The 19435-nt window shown below is 33.1% G+C and carries 15 protein-coding genes; 6 read left to right on the top strand and 9 right to left on the bottom strand.

Annotated features, from left to right (window positions below; all coding sequences use genetic code 11):
* Positions 1 to 13 precede the first annotated feature (13 nt).
* The 3 genes from AAEO57_RS19340 to AAEO57_RS19330 form a co-directional block, all read right to left on the bottom strand.
* Complete coding sequence (locus AAEO57_RS19340) at positions 14 to 1150, bottom strand: ABC transporter substrate-binding protein (protein ID WP_341694678.1); 1137 nt, start codon at positions 1148 to 1150, stop codon at positions 14 to 16.
* A gap of 62 nt (positions 1151 to 1212) precedes the next feature.
* Positions 1213 to 1791: a phage tail protein gene (locus AAEO57_RS19335; RefSeq protein ID WP_341694677.1), complete on the bottom strand. Its 579-nt coding sequence runs from the start codon at positions 1789 to 1791 to the stop codon at positions 1213 to 1215.
* A gap of 82 nt (positions 1792 to 1873) precedes the next feature.
* On the bottom strand, positions 1874 to 2449 hold the full coding sequence (locus tag AAEO57_RS19330; protein WP_341694676.1) for a phage tail protein: 576 nt from the start codon (positions 2447 to 2449) through the stop codon (positions 1874 to 1876).
* A gap of 543 nt (positions 2450 to 2992) precedes the next feature.
* Here AAEO57_RS19330 and AAEO57_RS19325 point away from each other — a divergent pair.
* The 5 genes from AAEO57_RS19325 (at position 2993) to AAEO57_RS19305 (ending at position 7332) form a co-directional block, all read left to right on the top strand.
* Positions 2993 to 3373 (top strand): hypothetical protein, encoded by a 381-nt coding sequence (locus tag AAEO57_RS19325; RefSeq protein WP_341694675.1) that lies wholly within the window; start codon positions 2993 to 2995, stop codon positions 3371 to 3373.
* The gene (locus AAEO57_RS19320; protein ID WP_341694674.1) at positions 3370 to 4032 is read left to right on the top strand and encodes a hypothetical protein; all 663 of its coding nucleotides are present in this window, start codon (positions 3370 to 3372) and stop codon (positions 4030 to 4032) included. Before AAEO57_RS19325 ends, AAEO57_RS19320 begins: the two co-directional genes overlap by 4 nt.
* 134 nt (positions 4033 to 4166) lie before the next feature.
* The gene (locus AAEO57_RS19315; protein WP_341694673.1) at positions 4167 to 4958 is read left to right on the top strand and encodes a sensor histidine kinase; all 792 of its coding nucleotides are present in this window, start codon (positions 4167 to 4169) and stop codon (positions 4956 to 4958) included.
* A gap of 106 nt (positions 4959 to 5064) precedes the next feature.
* Entirely contained in the window at positions 5065 to 5733 is a 669-nt protein-coding gene (locus AAEO57_RS19310; RefSeq protein ID WP_341694672.1) for a response regulator transcription factor, read from the top strand.
* Between the two features lie 339 nt (positions 5734 to 6072).
* Positions 6073 to 7332 (top strand): asparagine synthetase B, encoded by a 1260-nt coding sequence (locus tag AAEO57_RS19305; protein ID WP_341694671.1) that lies wholly within the window; start codon positions 6073 to 6075, stop codon positions 7330 to 7332.
* Between the two features lie 86 nt (positions 7333 to 7418).
* Here AAEO57_RS19305 and AAEO57_RS19300 read toward each other — a convergent pair whose 3' ends face one another.
* From AAEO57_RS19300 to thrS, 6 genes are all read right to left on the bottom strand, one after another.
* The gene (locus tag AAEO57_RS19300) at positions 7419 to 7853 is read right to left on the bottom strand and encodes a carboxymuconolactone decarboxylase family protein (protein ID WP_341694670.1); all 435 of its coding nucleotides are present in this window, start codon (positions 7851 to 7853) and stop codon (positions 7419 to 7421) included.
* Between the two features lie 78 nt (positions 7854 to 7931).
* Entirely contained in the window at positions 7932 to 8504 is a 573-nt protein-coding gene (locus AAEO57_RS19295; RefSeq protein WP_341694669.1) for a Crp/Fnr family transcriptional regulator, read from the bottom strand.
* A 123-nt stretch (positions 8505 to 8627) separates the two neighbouring features.
* Positions 8628 to 8972: a 50S ribosomal protein L20 gene (gene rplT / locus AAEO57_RS19290; protein ID WP_008464948.1), complete on the bottom strand. Its 345-nt coding sequence runs from the start codon at positions 8970 to 8972 to the stop codon at positions 8628 to 8630.
* Between the two features lie 179 nt (positions 8973 to 9151).
* Entirely contained in the window at positions 9152 to 9349 is a 198-nt protein-coding gene (gene rpmI, locus AAEO57_RS19285) for a 50S ribosomal protein L35 (protein WP_007810722.1), read from the bottom strand.
* Positions 9350 to 9454: 105 nt separating this feature from the next.
* Entirely contained in the window at positions 9455 to 10006 is a 552-nt protein-coding gene (gene infC / locus AAEO57_RS19280; protein ID WP_163408044.1) for a translation initiation factor IF-3, read from the bottom strand.
* A 22-nt stretch (positions 10007 to 10028) separates the two neighbouring features.
* Positions 10029 to 11975: a threonine--tRNA ligase gene (thrS, locus tag AAEO57_RS19275; RefSeq protein WP_341694668.1), complete on the bottom strand. Its 1947-nt coding sequence runs from the start codon at positions 11973 to 11975 to the stop codon at positions 10029 to 10031.
* Positions 11976 to 12251: 276 nt separating this feature from the next.
* On the opposite strand from thrS, the gene AAEO57_RS19270 reads away from it, so the two are divergent.
* A complete protein-coding gene (locus AAEO57_RS19270; RefSeq protein WP_341694667.1) occupies positions 12252 to 19136 on the top strand; it encodes a S8 family serine peptidase in 6885 nt (2294 codons plus the stop codon).
* Positions 19137 to 19435: the final 299 nt, after the last annotated feature.

The following is a 19435-nucleotide window of genomic DNA, read 5'->3' as shown; positions in this document are numbered from 1 at the left end:
AAGGTGTTTAATTTTAATGACATAAATAAGCATTTTGCCAGCCGCCAAACTTGGCAGGCTGTTTATATAAAGTAACTGCCTTGATAAACTGTCCGTCATTTACTAATGTTTCCATTTTATCAAAACGTGCGTTACTGAGTGGGTCCGTATTTAATTTATATATATGATGATTAAATATTGTCCTGTTTATGTCCTTTTCAAACTGGATTGTACCACGGGGACCGGCAATATTTAACTTATTTAGCTTTTCTATTAAAACATTTGCCCTTAAATCATTATCTGAATTATTAAGGATGTTTTTGATTATGAGTCCGCTTTCATATCCTAATAAGGAGAAAACAGACGGGCTCTCTGAATATGTATTCCTGTACTCTTCATTAAAGCTGTGGGCATCTTCGTTATTTTGCATCCATGATCCTACGACATACAAATCATGGGGAGCGTTTTTATACTGCTCCATTATATTGTCATTGATAAAAAATGGAGTTACATAAAACGGGTATTTTTGTGTAAGCTTGTTTTGTTTTAAAAACGCAGCATTTTCTTCGGCATATAAGCCACTATAAAATGCAAAAACAGCATCAGGCTCCTGAGCTGTAATAAGCTGATCCATAAGTACTGCTTCATCCTCTCGAGGCATAAAGGGCGTTATATAATGACCCGAAAAACTTATACCTTCCTTAAAAGATCCTTCTAAAGCCGATAGCATGCCATATCCTGAATCATAATAAGAAGTTGCGCTAACAATCTTCTGATAATTATTAGTCAACAGGTAATCTCCCAGACTGTAGCAGGATTCTATTAATCCAAAAGAATTGAAATATACCCCTTTATAACCCGAAGTATTATAAGGTATTGTTGCTCCCAGATCTGAAGCGATTAATACAATATCATTTTTTGAAGCATATTCATAAATCTGGGTCATATTGTGATGTCCAAAAAAGCCAATAATTAGAGAGATTTCTTCCTGAAAATTCAGTTTCTGCATCTTATCTATTATCATCTGCTCATCTGCACCAATACCTATACTTTCAACAAAAAACTTTACATTAAGGCCGTTAAGCTTAACGCCTCTCATAAAATCTTTGTCCAGCGTGGCATATTGCCGTGACTGCGGAATTAATATTCCTATTTTAATATCGCCATTCATGAAATTGAGATGTAAATAAATGTATAAAAGCCACAGGCAATGGACTGCCTGTGGCTATTTTATTAATTTCTTGAAGGAAAAACACCTTCAAGACAAATGCTCATATAGATACCTAAATAAGGATTTCTTAAAGAAAAAGGCTGGCTTCCTCCTGTTATAGATGTTGTGCCGCTAATAGTAGAAGTTACACCGCCTACAGCATTAGCTGTACCTCCCGGCTCACTGTATATAGCCGGAACACTTCCTCCGGTTGCAAAAGAGTTATTTCCATTATCAGACTCATTGGTTAAGTTACCACCAGATAATGCATTTACAACAGTAGCAACATTTACCTGCCCAGCCACAAGAGAGTGTGTATGCATAGGTAAATTATTTTGTGTAAGCGTCATGTTCTCAACACCACCTATTTCACCATAGTTTATAGTAGATAAACCCGGTCCTGTACCAGGATGTACTACAGTGCGTCCTCTTAAATCAGGCAATGCAAATGTGTTTTGTCCGTTTCCTCCATAAGTTGTACCTATTAATGAAAAAAGAGCTGTATTTTGTGCTATTGATAATATTGTTCCATCGCAAAACATCCAGCCTCTTGGCGGGAAACTAAATGCGAAAGCTTTTACTGTTCCTATAAATTCATCCATGATATTTTTGTTTTAGTGTTGTTAATTAGTACCCTTTAAAAGCAAGTATTATATTGCTAAGGGCAGGCAAAATGTTTTTTTATTAATTTCTTGAAGGGAAAATGCCGTACAATAATATACAATGATACATTGCCAGATAAGGATTTCTTAAAGAGAAAGGAAAGCCATTACCTGTACCGGCACTTGATCCGCTAATTGTAGTGGCGACACCAGCAGTACCACTTCCAGGTGTTGTAACCGGCTCAGAATAAATAGTAGGAACACTTCCGCCGCTTGCAAAAGAATTGTTTCCGCCATCTGTCTCATTAGTTAGGTTACCTCCTTCTATAGTATGCATAACAGTTGTAACAGTTGCCACACCATTCACAATAGGATGTGCGTGTGCTGGCATAGTATTAATAGTCAAAGTATTTGACTCAACACCTGCCTTTTGCCCCATAACAATAGGCATACTGCCCTCTCCGGCACCTATCATTGAGCGTCCTCTTAAATCAGGCAGGCCAAAAGTAGTTGTACCATTACCTCCATAGAAGGTTCCTAAAAGTGCAAATAATGCCTGATTTTGCGCTATAGACATAAGCTGACCATCACAAGTAGCCCATTGTCTTGGAGCAAAATTAAAGGCAAAGATTTTCACAGTTCCCATTATTTCATCCATAATTATTCTTTTTTATTTGTATAGATTTGAAAATGTATTGATTGTATAAGTTTGTTTCCTTCACAATATCAAAACTAAAAAGCATGAATATTTTTTTTGATAATAAATGTCATCAAGAGCTTTTTTTACGGTATGAGAGTGGAAAATTTGTGTACAATATTTGTTATCATAATTCATTCGTCTATAAGAATTAATTAATCATAGTCTCTGAAATTTAGCAATGATAATTTCGGTTCTGCCTTTGTAAAAATTAAAAGCTAAATCAATTTTGCATATTGAATGTGATAGTATAGTTGGTATAATTGCTTTTTATATCAAAGATTTATAAACTAAAATTAAATGATTGTAAAAAAACATTTACACGTATTTATACCTGTTTTTTATATAACATGTTGTTTTTCAATGGTTTTGTTTCTTTTTTTATTGATTTAACAATATTATTTTTTTGTTTTAAATCTTAAATTTTTAAATTATTTTATTAGTTTAGCATATAAATGTTTTAAAAAATCAATATTAACTTTAACTAAAATCACATTTAAAATTATGTCAGAAAAATTAAACTTTGGAAATGTTGAGATCCCTCTGTCAGAAGGTGTAGAATGGACAAAAAAATACCGCGAGTCAAAAGAAGTATCTGAAGAAGCAAAGAAGATTACTGGATATCTGATTCCGCTTGATGCCTTGAAATTAGTTTTAAATCAGGATATTGATGCTGTTCGTGCCTATAAAGGAATTAATAATGCTGGGGAAGAAACATTACTATTTGTTGGAACAAAATTTGATCCTGAAACGGGAATTTACAGAGATGTTTTTAGTAGTGGCGTAAATAATGAAGCTAGAAGTACTGATGGTGAGTCTGTTGTTTATGATACGAGCAGACCGGTTCCTCCTTTTGGTGATCCAGCCAGTCCTTTAGAGCAATGATCGATTTCTTAATTTATTCGGGTTACTTTATACTTTTTGTTAACCTTGTACTATATACCATTAGCTTTTTCCGTTCAGAAAAAGCTAATGTTTTTTTTGTTGGTTATCTGGTTTTTGCATTCTTTGTTCAGTTTGGTATGGAAGTGCTGTATCATTTAAAAAAGAATAATTTATTATTAGTTAACTTTTTTTTTATTGGGCAAATGATTTTGTTGGGATTGTTTTATAGATCTTTATTTAAAAATAATACTCAAAAAAAAATTGTGACGATTAGTATTTTAATCACTTTGATGATTTTTGTTTTACAGTTTTATTTTGATCCTTCTCAATTGACTAAATTCAATTTGTTTGAAATAACGATTACTTCTTTATTAATTGTTGGATTTGCGCTTATGCATTTTTATAATATGCTTACAGAACAAAAAGAATATTATTTTGTAACGATAGGTATAATTATTTATATGCTGGGGGCAACTGTTTTGTTTCTGATAGGGAATTTGTCGCAAAATTTAAGTAATGAAATCAAATATCTAAGTTGGACATTAAATGCTTTTTTGGTAGTAGTATATTATCTTATTATCCTGTTAGAATGGAAAATGAGCTTAAAAAAGAAGAAGATCATAAAAACTCAAGTTAATACTTTTTCAGAATTGGAATAAAGATGGATTAAATAAATCTTTATGAACCTTTGTTTTTTGACGGGATTTTTTAATTATTTGACTCATGTAATAGGAAATACAATATCTTTGAAGCCAGATTTTATTCGATTGTAACAAAAATACCACAAGTTTATATGAATTTAAATTCAGTTCCTGAAAAAGAGATAGTTGCCATTATCTTGTATATATCCCTTTTTTTTATGATTGTGGCGGTTGCTTTGATTGTGTTTTTTTATTTTTCCAGAAAAAAAATTATTCAAAAAGAAATAGAAAAAAAAGATTTAATCTTAGCGCATCAAAGAGATCAGTTATGCGCTGTTATTCTGGCACAGGAAGAGGAACGTAAACGTATTGCACAGGATCTGCATGATGATATTAGTTCTAAATTAAATGTAGTGTCTTTAAACAGCTATTTGCTCACGTCTGCTAATTTAACAACAAGCGAAACAAAGGAGATCACTTCTAATATTATTAATATTACCGCCAAAGCATTAGATAATTCGAGAAAAATAGCTCATAATTTATTACCGCCGGTTTTTGATAAATTCGGACTTCATGCTGGTGTTGAAGAATTATGTGAAGAATTTGAAAGCAGCAAATCAGTTAAGGTTTCTTATCTAAATGAAATTATTTTTGATGAAAAAGATAATGATAGACATTTGCATGTATTCAGGATCTTGCAGGAGTTAATGAATAATTCTCTTAGGCACGGAAAAGCATCTGAAATTTCTATTCGTTTTGAAGTTGTGGATGGAATGAATACTTGTTTTTATAAGGATAACGGAATTGGTTTTGATTGTGAAAATTCTGAAAATCAGAAGGGACTTGGAATGAAAAACATTGATAGTAGAATATCTTTTTTAAACGGGACTATCAATATAAGTTCATGCCCTGGTAAAGGAATTGAGGTTTTATTTGCTTTTTAACAAAAATACTTGTTTTAAGATATATTATTTTTGAAAGTATATGTTAATTTTATTCTACTTGATATATTTTTGTTGTTTATAGTAAAGATTTAAAGTCTAAATAAAGATGGATGATTCGGTAATAAAAATAGCTTTGGTTGATGACGAAGTTTTATTTCGTAAAGGGCTTACATTTTTACTTCAAAGGGAGGAAAATATTGAAATTCTTTTTGAGGCATCAAATGGAGATGAATTGATTTCAAATTTAAATTCAAATCAAACTAAGCCAGATATTATTATAATGGATTTGAAAATGCCTATTTTAAACGGTGTTGAAGCAACCAAAATTATTCGAAAAATTTTCCCTGAAATTAAAATCATTGCTTTAACAAGTTATGAAACAAAATCATTCATAACAAATATGATTCAGGTTGGCGCAGTAGCTTATTTAATTAAAAATACTACTCCTAAAGATTTGATTAATACAATTAATGAAGTTGCCAAAAAAGGCTTTTTCTATAATGAAAATATCTTAAAGACAATACAAGACTCCATTCCGTCATCCAAAAACGCTAAAGTTAACTTAGAATCTGGATTTTTATCACCACGAGAAATTGAAGTGCTTCAACTGATTTGTAATCAAAAAACAACTGCAGAAATTGCCGAAGAATTGTTTTTAAGTCCAAGAACTGTAGAAGGACACAGGAATAATTTATTGCTTAAAACAGAATCCAGAAATATTGCAGGATTGGTTGTGTATGCTATTCAAAACGAAATTGCGGTTTTAACCCTTTAACTTTCTTAACTGGTTAAAAATTGTATAGATAATACATAATAAGATATAATCGTAATTACCAATAGGCAAAGAGCGATTTTTTTTAAAATATTTAGTCGTTTTATTTCTTTATTATTGTCGCTAACTTTCATTTTTTTAATTTTCAAATCATTATTTTTTTCTGTGCTTTACTGTAATTCAAATTTAATGACAAGTATTTTATTGTTTGTAAGTATTTATACCTGTTTTTAATTCGATAAGTAAAAAATACAATTAATTTTCGCAGTATAATGAAATCAAACTTTTGAGGCGAGGTTTTCAATGTTTCCTTTTATATCTTTACGGTAAATAGCTTCTGAAATGAAACAAACTTTAGTATATACAATATTTTTTTTATTCACATTATCGGTAAAAGCTTCTTTTATTCTTCTTCCGATGGATGAAACAACACAGCAAAATCATCTTAAAGCTTATGGAATAACGTATTGGTGTTTAAGCAGGGATTACAAAGCAAGCTGGCTGCTGAATTATCGCGGAGGATCATTTTTATTGCCTGATGCAGATGAAATTCGTAAAGAATGCAAGATTCGTGGAGTAAGCTTCGAAATTTTGTCTGATAGCGAAGGAGCTTCAATTTTAGAGGAAATCTCAAGTCCTTCTCAGAATATGGAATCTGTAGTTCTTGAAAAGGCTCCTAAAATTGCGGTTTATACTCCAAAAGGGAAACAGCCTTGGGATGATGCTGTTACATTAGTACTTACGTATGCAGAAATTCCTTTTACACCTATTTATGATGAAGAAGTTTTAACAGATCAACTGTTGCTTTATGATTGGCTGCATTTACATCATGAAGATTTTACAGGTCAATATGGTAAATTTTATGCGGCTTACAAAAATACACCATGGTATATTGAACAAAAAAAAGATGCCGAGGCTTTAGCTGCAAAATTAGGTTATGCAAAAGTTTCGCAGGAAAAGGGGAGTGTTGCAAAAAAAATCCGGGATTTCGTCATTGGAGGTGGGTTTATGTTTGCTATGTGTTCTGCTACAGATAGTTTTGATATTTCCTTGACGGCTGATGGTGTAGATATTTGCGAAGCTATGTTCGATGGTGATCCAAGTGAATCAAATTATCAATCAAAACTAAATTATAGCAATTCGTTTGCTTTTAAAGATTTTACGCTGGAAAGAAGGCCGGAACAATATGAATTTTCAGATATTGATATGACTATCAAACGCAGAATTACGCCTGAAAAAGATTATTTTACGTTAATGGAATATTCAGCCAAATGGGATCCGATTCCGAGTATGCTATGCCAAAATCATACACAGTTGGTAAAAGGTTTTATGGGGCAAACTACATCTTTTGATGCTGCATTAATTAAATCGAATGTGTTAATTATGGGTACTTGTGAAGTAAATGGAGAAGCCCGTTATATTCATGGAGAAAAAGGCAAAGGTATGTTTACTTTTTTTGGAGGACATGACCCTGAGGATTTTCAGCATCAGGTTGGTGATCCGCCTACAGTTTTAGATTTACATCCAAATTCTCCGGGATACAGACTGATTTTAAATAATGTTTTATTTCCTGCTGCAAAAAAGAAAAAATTAAAAACGTAATTATTTTGCCTCTTTAAATTAAATGTAGAAACAAAAAAGGCTTTTTCATAATTTGAAGAAGCCTTTTTGTTGGTTTTAATTGACAATTAGACTGCTCTTAATCCTGTTGTGATTGCTAATCTGTTCCATGAGTTTATCGTGATGATCGTAAGAATGATTTCAGCCAGATATTTTTCATCAAATAGACGGGCTGCATTTTGATAAACTTCATCAGAAACATGATTACTGATTAATGTTACTTGTTCTGTTAAAGCTAAAATTGCTTTTTCTTCTTCTGTAAAAACATCCGCTTCCCGCCACGCACTGGTTAAATAAATGCGCTGTTCTGTTTCTCCTGATTTTCTCGCATCAGCTGTATGCATATTGATGCAAAAAGCACATCCGTTTACTTGTGAAGCACGAATTTTAATTAATTCTTTATGAGTTGAAGTTAATGAAGTTGTAGAAATATATTTTTCTAAATTCATTAAAGCTTGGTAGGCTTCTGGGGCAACTTGTGGGATAACTATTCTTGAATTCATTTTGTATGTTTTTAAAGTTCATTACAAAGGTCAGTGATGCGTACTTTAAAAAACTTGAACTGCTTCAAGAAATTCAGATCAGACTTTGCCAGCTCTTATTTTACTCATAAATTCAGCAGAAAAATCTAAATAGGAGGCAAGCATGTATTGAGGAACACGCTGTACGAAATCTGGTTGTTGGTTTTTGAAATGGTTGTATCTTTCTTCGGCCGACATCGTAAATAAAAATTTAATACGCATTTGAGTAGCTCCAAATGATTTTTGGGAAACAATTCTAAAGTATCTTTCCAGTTTAGGAATTTGTATTAAAATAGATTCTAAAGTATTTTTTTCTAATGCTATAATTTCGCAGTTTTCGACAGTTTGTATATAAAAATGGGAAGGAGTATTATTATGATAACTCAAATAATCAGTTATCCACCAGTTTTCAATTGCAAATTGCAGTGTTTGTTCGGTTCCTCTTGGGTTAATTATGTATTGTCTTGCACAGCCATTTGTTATAAAATACATAGTGTTACAGACTTGACCTTCTTTCAATAAATGTTCTTTCTTTTTGATTTTTGAAAGACTAAGTTTTGATTCTAAAATATCAATTTCTTCAAAATCTAATGTTATAAATTTTTGTATGTGATCTAAAAGAGATGTAAACATATAAATGATTTCTGAGTATTTAGTCTAAAGATAAATCAGATTTATTATAAAAGCAAAAACCCAATCGAATGATTGGGTTTTCTATGATAAGTAAGTAATCTTAAATTGAGTTTATAAAACGTTTTATTTTACTTTATTAAGAATAGCTTTGAAAGCTTCTGGGTGGTTCATAGCTAAATCTGCAAGAACTTTACGGTTCAATTCGATTCCGTTAGCTTTAACTTTTCCCATGAATTGAGAATAAGACATTCCTTCTAATCTAGCTCCAGCGTTGATACGTTGAATCCATAATGAACGGAAATTTCTTTTGTTTTGTTTTCTATCGCGGTAAGCATAGCTCATCGCTTTCTCTACTGCATTCTTAGCAACTGTCCAAACGTTTTTACGTCTTCCAAAGAAACCTTTGGCTTGCTTCATTATTTTTTTTCTTCTTGCTCTTTTAGCAACTGAATTTACCGATCTTGGCATAATTTTAATGTGTTTTTGTAGCAGGCGTCCTGAATTGAATCAAAGGAACTTAAAGCCATGCTCCAAGGTTATATAAATAATTTTTTAACCTAAAGAAATCTCTAGTCTAATGTCTTAAGTCAAATGTCTAAAGTCAGCAACTGACTTTTAAACTTTATGACTTACAACTTTTAGACTTATTAGATAATTCTTAATTGTTGTTTGATGCTTTTCATGTCTGTTGAGTGAACTAGCGCTGAGTGAGTCAAAGCTAATTTACGTTTTTTAGATTTTTTAGTCAAGATGTGACTTTTAAAAGCATGCTTTCTTTTAATTTTTCCAGAGCCAGTAACTTTAAAACGTTTCTTAGCGCTAGATTTTGTTTTCATTTTAGGCATTTTTCCTAGTGTTTTAATTTATTTCTTACTTACTTATTTTTTTAGTTGTCAGTCTCGGTTTTCAGTTTACAGTGCGAAAACTGAAAACTGCGACTGCAAACTTTTTTACTTTTTCTTCTTCGGAGCAATGAACATAATCATTCTCTTTCCTTCCAAAACAGGCATAGCCTCAACTTTACCGTGTTCTTCTAAATCCTGAGCAAGACGTAACAATAAAATTTGTCCCTGATCTTTATAGATGATAGAACGCCCTTTAAAAAAAACGAATGCTTTTAATTTGGATCCTTCTTTTAAGAATTTTTCAGCGTTCTTTCTTTTAAATTCATAATCATGCTCGTCAGTTTGAGGACCAAATCGAATTTCCTTTACAACAACTTGAGAAGATTTAGCTTTTAAAGCCTTATCTCTTTTCTTTTGTTCGTAAACAAACTTCTTGTAGTCCATAATTTTACAAACCGGAGGTTCTGCATTTGGCGATATTTCAACCAAATCCAACTCCAGCTGGTCAGCTAAACGTAATGCATCAGCGATTTTAAAAACCCCAGGTTCAATATTTTCACCGACAAGACGTACTTCAGGAACACGAATAAAATTATTTATTCTGTGTGCATCTTTTTTTTCTACTCGAGGTTGCTGGGAACCTCTGTTACTTTTTATTGCTATGACTTTCTAATTTAAGTTAAACTGTAAATACTTTTAATGTCTTTTTTATTTCTTCGTCTACAATCGAAACAAATTCATCAATTGAAACTGTGATATTTCCTTTTCCTTCCTGGCCGTGACGACGAATAGAAATGGTATTGTTTTTCTCTTCCTCTTCACCAACGATAAGCATAAACGGAATTTTTTGCATTTCTGCATCTCTAATTTTCTTACCAATCGTTTCGTTTCGGTTATCAATTAGGGCGCGAATTTCGTGATTTTCTATCAAATCTAAAACTTTTTTAGCATAATTTTCGTATTTCTCGCTCAAAGACAAGATAATAGCTTGCTCAGGCATAAGCCAAAGAGGGAAGTTTCCTGCTGTGTGCTCTAGTAAAATTGCTATAAAACGCTCCATGGATCCAAAAGGAGCTCTGTGAATCATTACAGGGCGATGTAATTCATTGTCAGCGCCTTTATAAGTTAAATCAAAGCGTTCAGGTAAGTTGTAATCTACCTGAATTGTTCCTAACTGCCATTGTCTTCCCAAAGCATCCTTAACCATAAAATCAAGCTTTGGACCGTAAAAAGCAGCTTCGCCATATTCTACAACAGTATTTAGACCTTTATCTTTTGCTGCATTGATAATTGCGTTTTCAGCTTTTTCCCAGTTTTCATCAGTACCAATATATTTCTCTCTGTTTTCCTGATCTCTTAACGAAATCTGTGCTGTAAAGTTTTCAAAACCTAAAGAACCAAATACATATAACACAAGGTCAATTACTTTTTTAAACTCCTCATCTAATTGCTCAGGAGTACAGAAAATATGTGCATCATCCTGAGTAAACCCTCTTACACGAGTTAAACCATGTAATTCACCAGATTGCTCATATCTGTAAACAGTACCAAATTCGGCATAACGCTTTGGTAAATCCTTATATGACCAAGGTCTTACATTGTAAATCTCACAGTGATGGGGACAGTTCATAGGTTTTAATAAAAACTCTTCACCTTCAGCTGGTGTATGTATTGGTTGGAAACTGTCAGCTCCATATTTAGCATAGTGACCAGAAGTTACATAAAGTTCTTTTTGACCAATGTGCGGACTCACAACTTGTTCGTATCCAGCTTTCTTTTGTGCTCTTTTTAAAAATTGCTCTAAACGTTCTCTTAAAGCAGCACCTTTAGGTAACCATAAAGGCAAACCTTGTCCCACTTTTTGAGAGAAAGCGAATAACTCTAATTCTTTTCCTAATTTACGGTGATCACGACGTTTTGCTTCTTCAAGAAGTTCAAGATATTCAGTTAAATCTTTTTGTTTAGGAAAAGATGTTCCGTAAACACGAGTTAACTGTTTGTTTTTTTCATCACCTCTCCAGTATGCACCAGCAACGCTCATAATTTTTACAGCCTTGATGATTCCAGTATTCGGAATATGTCCACCACGGCATAAATCAGTAAAAGTAGAGTGGTCGCAGAATGTAATAGTTCCGTCTTCCAGATTTGAAATCAGTTCTGTTTTGTAAACATTGTCTTTGTACATTTCTAAAGCTTCAGCTTTAGTTACCGGACGCATTTTGAAATCGAATTTTCCTCTTGCAATTTCAAGAATACGATCTTCAATCTTTTTGAAATCTGCTTCAGAAATTTTCTGATCTTCAAAATCTACATCATAATAGAAACCATTAGCAATTGCAGGTCCAAGAGTTAACTTAATTCCAGGATACAATTCCTCAAGAGCCTGAGCCATTACGTGTGAAGTCGAATGCCAGAAAGCTTTTTTACCTTCAGTGTCATTCCAGGTATATAAAATAAGATTACCGTCGGTCGTTAATGGAGTTTCGGTTTCAATAGTTGTACCATTAAAAGATGCAGAAATGACGTTTCTAGCAAAACCTTCGCTAATGTTTTTAGCGACCTCCATTGGAGTTACGCCTTGAGCGAACTCTCTAATTGACCCATCGGGTAAAGTAATCTTGATCATTGTTTGTAATTTTGTGAATGCAAATATAACTTATTACTAAAATACATACAACTTGTTAGCTGTAATTAAATTATTTTGATTTTTGTTGTTATTTTAAGGATTTTATCTATTTATGAAATTGTAAGTTTTAAGTTTGGTTTTTGTTGTAAAATCAGATAAACATTGATTTTTTGTTTGAAAATAACGTTTATTTAATAAATTATTTACAAATATAACATTTATTAAAGATGATTTTGTAAGTTTACACTTTGTAACATTTTATTAAATAGGATTATTATGAGAATAAAATTACTTAGTTTATTTATGTTATTGATGACTATTCCTCTATGGTCACAAAATATTTCTGATGCAGATTTTGTAATTTCAGTAAACGGAAATAAAATAATAACAACATCAAATTTTAAACAACAGTTTAAAGAGAAAAAAACAGGCAGGCAAATTCCTAAAGAGGAGTATACTTTATTGCAGTTTACCAAAATACCTTCGGTTGATGAGCAGCAAAAAATGAAATCAGCAGGAATAACTTTACTGAGTTATTTGTCTAATAATGCTTATTATGCTAAAATTTCTTCAGAATTTTACAATAATAATACTGCATTTACTAATATCAGAACTACGATTACTGTTGATCCTAAATATAAATTAGATCCACTTATTGTAGATAATATTATTCCGGATTATGCTAAAGAAGGAAATGGGGTAAGAGTTGTTGTTAGCTACTTTAAAGGAGTTGATAGCAAGATTATTGGGGATGATTTAGCGGGATTATTTGTAAAAAGCGTTAAAAATGACGCTAATTTTTGCGAAATTTATCTGGAGGCAAGTAAAGAAAAACTTGAAGAGATAGCAAAATTTAACTGGGTACAAAATATCGAATTAATACCGCCTCCTATGGAAAGCGATAATAAGCCTGGTATTACATCACATAAAGTAAATATTCTTGGTTCAACAATTCCGGGATTAGGTTATGGTTTAACTGGAAAAGGGGTTAAAGTAGGTGTTTGGGATGGAAATCTTGAACCGCATAAAGACCATACAGGAAGGGTTGTTAATAGAGAGTATGAATCAAATTCTTCTCATGGTGATCACGTTTCTGGAACCATAGGTGGTGCCGGATTATTAGATCCAAAAGCTAAAGGAATGGCGCCTGAAGTACAGATGTTTGGATGGAATTTTAACACACAGTCAAATGGTTTGTCTGTTCAGCAAGAAAGAGTAATTGCTGCAGTAAATGATGGAATTGAGTTAACTTCAAATTCTTATGGAGTAAATCTTACTTCCGGATTTAATACAGGCAGATACAATACAGGTGATCGTGGTGATGATAACGTTACATTGAATTATCCTTATTTATTAAATGTGTATTCAAATGGAAATGCTCAGACGGCATACCCTGGAGGTTTTAATACTTCAACTAAAAACTCAAAAAACTCATTACATGTCGCTGCTAATAATCCTAATGATTTAATTAGTAGTTATAGTAGTTTCGGACCAACAATTGATGGGCGTTTAGTACCTCAGATTGCAGCCGTAGGGACAGATGTTTATTCGTTAGATTATAGTAATTCTTATCAGGTAATGAGTGGAACCTCAATGGCAACCCCAGGAGTGACAGGGACGCTGGCATTATTGTATGAAAGATATAAAAATAGCTATGGAGAAAAACCTTTGGCTTCTTTGATGAAAGCTTTGGTAGCCAACACAGCTAAAGACGCAGGGAATCCGGGTCCGGACTATAAATATGGTTTTGGAAATTTAAACGGATTGCGTGCGGTTAAAGTTTTAGATAAAAAAATGTTTTATACAGCATCAGTAGCTAATGGAGCTACTTATGAAAAAGATATTGTTGTTCCGGCAGGATTAGTGACATTAAAAGTGCTTCTTGCATACACAGATATTGGTGGTACACCGGGCGCAACTTCTGTTCAGGTAAATGATTTAGACATCAAAATTGTAAAAGATGGCGTAACAACTTTGCCATGGGTCTTAAATCCAACAGCTGCGAATGCGAATGCTGTGCGAGGAATTGATAATGTAAATAATATAGAACAAGTAACATTAGATAATCCGGCTCCTGGGACATATAAAATTATTGTTGCAGGAACAAGAGTCCCTCTTAATACGCAGCAATTCTCTGTAGTATACGATTATGTAGCTCCGGAATTAATTTTAACATATCCTGTAGGAGGTGAAAAATTTAACACCGAAACAACAGAATATATTCGTTGGGATTATGAAGGAGATGCAAAACCTTTTACTCTTGAATATTCGCTTGATGGTGGGATAACATATCAATTAATAGCAAACGATATTCCGTCATCAGCAAGAAATTTTGCATGGAAAGTTCCGGCAGATATAATTGCAAATGCAAAAATCAGAGTTATTGCAGGTTCAAAAGTTGACGTTTCGAAGGAGGTTTTTAATATCATCAAAGAACCGGAAAATTTAGTTATAGCTCCTTCGGCATGTGGGACATCATCTTATGAGTTGAATTGGGATGCAATTCCGGGTTCGAAGTATGAAGTATTAAAAATGAACGGATATAAGTTTGATGTTGTAGCAACAGTTACAAGTCCAACTTACACTTTTGCAAATATTACGGTTGGAGACGACAATTGGTTTTCTGTCCGTGCTGTTGATATAGCTACTGGAATCGTTTCTGAAAGAGTAAGAGCGGTAAATGTAGAACCTGTTTCTCAGCCTGTTTTAAGTTCAATAAATTTACCATTTGTAGAAGATTTTAATTCAAGAAAAGCAACTAATTATGTGTTTTCTAAAGGATCTACAGGACTTGTAAAATATGAATATATTAGTGCTGATTTATTAGATGGAGCAAAAATGGCCGGATCAGGAACCCCATCAGCTTCTCCTTGGGTAGCAAGTACGACAACAAATGCTTTTGGAAACAATCCGGATTATATTAAAAAAGTATCTTTTTGTGATATAGATGCCACAACGCTTGCCGGGAAAGCACTTCGCTTGAAGTTTAATTTGGTTTGGAACAGTGTAGGACCTGCAAATAAAAATTTCTTTAGACTTGTAATTAACGGAACTCCTGTAGCAAGTACTCAAAACGTTAGTGTTTATGGAGGCGCAGCTTTGTCTGGTAATACAGAATTATTGTATGACTTGTCAGCTTATGCAGGAACTATATTTAGTATAGCTTTTGAATCTGTTATAGATAATGATTTTGTGGTAGTTAGTAATGAAAATGTTTATAGTGCAGTTTATATTGATAATGTAAACATATTTGAAGCTACGGTAAACGATATTGAATTATCAGCATTAACAACAAATGTTGCATTTACTGCGGCTGAAACAGTAAAGATTAAAGTTTACAATCATTCTCCGATTGCTGTAAGCAACGTACCGGTTTCGTATAAAATTAATAATGGTGCTGAAGTGATAGAAACGATAGCTGGACCTATTGCTCCTTTAAGTGAAGTGTCTTATGATTTTGTTCAAAAAGCAGATTTTTCAATGGGAGGTGTTTATGCTGTAACGGCAAATGTGAATTATGCTACAGATGCAGTAAGCGGTAATAATTCATTAAGCAAGCAAGTTTTTAATATTGGTTCAGATGTGTTAATGGGTTCAAGAGCAAGTTTGGTAACATGTTCGGCAGAATTTACAGATAGCGGTTCCCGTTACGGTAATTATGCTGATCAGCTTACTCAGACAATTACTTTTTTGCCGGCAACTCCCGGCAGTAGTATAAAAGTTGAATTCAGTGCGTTTGATTTAGAAGTAGATTATGACTTCTTATATGTTTATAACGGGCCGAATACTTCTTCTCCTTTATTAGGTACATTTACGGGAAATACGTTACCCGCTTCATTAACGTCTTCAGCGGTAAATGGAGAATTAACTTTTAGATTTGTTTCAGATCAAATCGAAAATACTCCAGGATGGATTGCTACAATTACTTGTGCTCCAAAATTAACTATCAATGATGTAAGTATTGCTTCTATAACAGCTCCAGAAGTTTTAGGGAAAAAATCTAATGCTCATGATGTTACAATAAGGGTTACAAATTTAGGGCCTAATGTTTTAAACAATTATCCTGTTTTTTATCAGGTAAATGATGGGGTAAAAGTAACAGAACTTGTTCCGACAATTGGGGCTTATGCTACAGTAAATTACACGTTTACAGCTAAAGCAGATTTATCAATTACTGATGCTACTTACACAATCAAAAGTGGAGTTGATATTGCAGATGATAATGTAACTAATGATATCCGTGAAAAAATCGTTTACAATAAAAACGATTTACCAACTCATACTAATACAAATGGATATGCTATTTCTAAATTTAAATGGAATGATGTTGTAAATTCTTCTGGTACAACAGCGTATTCTGATTTTAAATCAATAAAAATTCCGGTTTATGCAGGATTTACATATCAGCCAGAAGTGACAATAACGAAACCTGAAGCGCCAATCAGTAGAGATCAGGTGGCTAATGTTGGAGTATTTACTATGATTGTTATTGATTTAAATGGCGACGGAAATTTAACAGATGAGTTTTATGCAGGTACTTTTTGGGTAAATACATTACAAACATCTGCATCGCCAGCACTTCCTTCAACAACAAGTACACATTATTTTAGAAATAATTTTACACTTACAGGAGGTTTAACAATTCCGGCAGGTACAACATCGGGAGAAAAACAAATGCGAGTAATACACATGTTTCGCTCTCCTCAGGAATATTACAATGTGGTTTTAGGTCCAACATTTGATGGTTTGACTAGTTCAAGAGAAGATTTTGAGGTAGAAGAATATACAATCAATATATTGCCATATACACCAGCAAATGCAAGTGTAGAAAGAATTGCACAGCCGATTAAACCAGGAAAAGCTCCGGTTAATGTTACGGCAGCTATTCGTAATTTATCAAATACGGCAATTTCTAACTTTCCTGTTGCATACAAAGTAAATGGAGGTGTCGAAATTGTAGAAACTGTTACTGCAACAATTGCTGCAGGAGCTTTAGCTAATTATACATTTGCAGCAAAAGCGAATTTAAGTGTTCCAGCAGATTATACCTTAGAAGTGTATACGAAATTGGCAGGAGATACAGATCCGACTAATGATGCTAAAACTCTCAATATTTCTCATGTTGCTGATTATGCGACAAATTTGGCAGGAACTTTTGATGGTATTAATGATTTTATTAAAACAGATACCTCGCCAGCTTTAAATCTTACTAATAATTATACTTTTGAAGCTTGGGTAAACCAAAAAGCTCCAACTATATATGGAAGACTTTTAGATAAAAGTACAGCGTTAGTGTTTATTCATAACAACAGTAACTTATCTATCTACAAAGAAAACAGTTTAGTAGTTTCAATAACTACTGCGGCCGGTTCTTATGTAATTAATACAGCTGCAAATTCTATCAAACAAAAAACCTGGCATCATATTGCATATTCTGTAAGTGCGGCCAATGTTTATAAAGTTTATATAGACGGTGTAGAAGTTCCTTTTACAAGTACAGGTACGGCAGGTGCAGCGAGTAGTAATAGCGCATCAGCAATCTATATTGGTAATAATGCCGGTTTAGCACGTGGTCTGAACGGAAACATAGATGAAGTTCGTATCTGGGCGGGTGTTCGTAGTCAGGCAGCACTTATTGCAAATGCTACAACAAAATATGTTGGAAACGAACCAGGATTATTAGCGTATTATCCTTTTTCAGAGGGAAACAAGCAATTTGTTTTCGATCGTACAATTAGTGATAACACTGCTGTAGTAGCAAATGCAGAAACAGATGGCTTAGGAGAAGGTAAATTCTGGAATGTTCCGGTTTTGATGCAAAGTATCAATTTTGTAAATCAATTGTCGTCATCTTATGATGCGGCAACCAGGACATATACAGTAGTGTTAAATGATGGGGCAGATGTTACTAATGCAGTTGCAAATTTCTCTTTAGGAATGAACAGCATTGCTACCATCAATGGTAGTCAGCAAATAAGTGGTGTTTCGGGAAATGATTATACTAATCCGGTTATATTTACAGTGCTGGGAACAGGTTTTAATGCAGGACTTGTAGAGACCTATACAATCAAAATTATTACAGGTTTAAGTAGTGAAAGTAAATTGCTTTCTTATGATTTCAAGGTCGCTTCAAATTCGGCTTTGACTCAGGAAATTAATACAGACATTATAGGAAATAATGTAACAAAGACAGTGTCGTTTGGTGTTGATGTTAGAAGCCTAATTGCAGATTTTGTGGTTTCACCCGGAGCAGAGCTTTATATTGACGGTGTATTGCAGGTAAATTCAAAAACTATCGCTGCAGATTATACAAATAGCTTTTTAGTAACTGTAATTTCAGAGAATAAACTTTCTACGACTAATTATAACGTAACTATCAATGCAAAAAATTCCGAAGCTAATATTATTGGTTACACGGTACAAGGTCAGGTTGCTCCGAGTATAATTAATCCGTTAACTAAAACAGTGACTGTTTATGTTAGTAACAATGCCAATTTTGGTGAGTTTACGCCAACTTTTCAATTGTCAGATTTCGCTGCTTTACGAATTGGTACTTATCTTCAGAATAGTGGTGTGTCTGTATTAAATTATACTGTACCGGTAATTTACAATGTAATAGCACAAGACGGAACAATAGAAAATTGGACAGTAACAATAGAATATGCCAAACCAGTCATAACATTATTAGGTGATGCAATCGTTTTATTAGATAAAGGTTGTGCGTATACAGAAGCTGGAGTTGAGGCTAAAGACAACTTAAATGCTAATATAACGAATGATGTAGTAGTAACAGGTCTTGTAGATGTTAATACTTCTGGTGTTTATATTTTGACCTATACAGTAAAAGATGCTATGGGTAATGAAGCATCGGTAACGCGTACGGTTAATGTTTCTACTACAGCTTGTAGTTTAGGAGCTCCAACTAATGCAATTTCAGGCTTTGCTATTTATCCAAATCCAGTAACAAATGGTAAAGTGTATGTAGAATCAGCATCTGGTGTTATTAAGAAGATTAAGATGTCAGATATGTCAGGTAAAAAAGTATTTTCTGTAAATACACATGATAAAGAATTAAATTTATCAAGTTTGCCATCTGGAGTTTATATATTAAATGTAGAACAAGATGGTAAAAAAGCTACGGAGAAACTTATTATTGAGTAATCTTGGTATTTGGTAAAATATTACTGCTTTATTAGGTGTAAATAATAAAGGTAAAGCCCGACAGTTTTTTTTAAACTGTTGGGCTTTGTTTTTTTGGAGACGCCAATATTGTATTGAAGAGTATTTGAGTTTAGTTAAAAAGGAAAGCTTTTAGGTGTTCTGTAGAATCTTTAGGGGGTTAAATTATGTTTTGAAAAGGATTTTGGTTTGTATTGTTGTATTGTGATCTGTATTCGGAACGTGAATAAAGGAAATAAAAGGAGTGTTAGAGTTGAAAATTCATCAAAATGATTAAGGTA

Source organism: Flavobacterium calami (assembly GCF_038290035.1).
Classification (GTDB): domain Bacteria; phylum Bacteroidota; class Bacteroidia; order Flavobacteriales; family Flavobacteriaceae; genus Flavobacterium; species Flavobacterium calami.
This window is presented reverse-complemented; position numbering and strand designations above follow the sequence as displayed.

Coding starts and splice junctions, on each gene's coding strand:
- AAEO57_RS19340 (WP_341694678.1), bottom strand. CDS start 1,150: ATGAATGGCGATATTAAAATAGGAATATTAATTCCGCAGTCACGGCAA.
- AAEO57_RS19335 (WP_341694677.1), bottom strand. CDS start 1,791: ATGGATGAATTTATAGGAACAGTAAAAGCTTTCGCATTTAGTTTCCCG.
- AAEO57_RS19330 (WP_341694676.1), bottom strand. CDS start 2,449: ATGGATGAAATAATGGGAACTGTGAAAATCTTTGCCTTTAATTTTGCT.
- AAEO57_RS19325 (WP_341694675.1), top strand. CDS start 2,993: ATGTCAGAAAAATTAAACTTTGGAAATGTTGAGATCCCTCTGTCAGAA.
- AAEO57_RS19320 (WP_341694674.1), top strand. CDS start 3,370: ATGATCGATTTCTTAATTTATTCGGGTTACTTTATACTTTTTGTTAAC.
- AAEO57_RS19315 (WP_341694673.1), top strand. CDS start 4,167: ATGAATTTAAATTCAGTTCCTGAAAAAGAGATAGTTGCCATTATCTTG.
- AAEO57_RS19310 (WP_341694672.1), top strand. CDS start 5,065: ATGGATGATTCGGTAATAAAAATAGCTTTGGTTGATGACGAAGTTTTA.
- AAEO57_RS19305 (WP_341694671.1), top strand. CDS start 6,073: ATGAAACAAACTTTAGTATATACAATATTTTTTTTATTCACATTATCG.
- AAEO57_RS19300 (WP_341694670.1), bottom strand. CDS start 7,853: ATGAATTCAAGAATAGTTATCCCACAAGTTGCCCCAGAAGCCTACCAA.
- AAEO57_RS19295 (WP_341694669.1), bottom strand. CDS start 8,504: ATGTTTACATCTCTTTTAGATCACATACAAAAATTTATAACATTAGAT.
- rplT (WP_008464948.1), bottom strand. CDS start 8,972: ATGCCAAGATCGGTAAATTCAGTTGCTAAAAGAGCAAGAAGAAAAAAA.
- rpmI (WP_007810722.1), bottom strand. CDS start 9,349: ATGCCTAAAATGAAAACAAAATCTAGCGCTAAGAAACGTTTTAAAGTT.
- thrS (WP_341694668.1), bottom strand. CDS start 11,975: ATGATCAAGATTACTTTACCCGATGGGTCAATTAGAGAGTTCGCTCAA.
- AAEO57_RS19270 (WP_341694667.1), top strand. CDS start 12,252: ATGAGAATAAAATTACTTAGTTTATTTATGTTATTGATGACTATTCCT.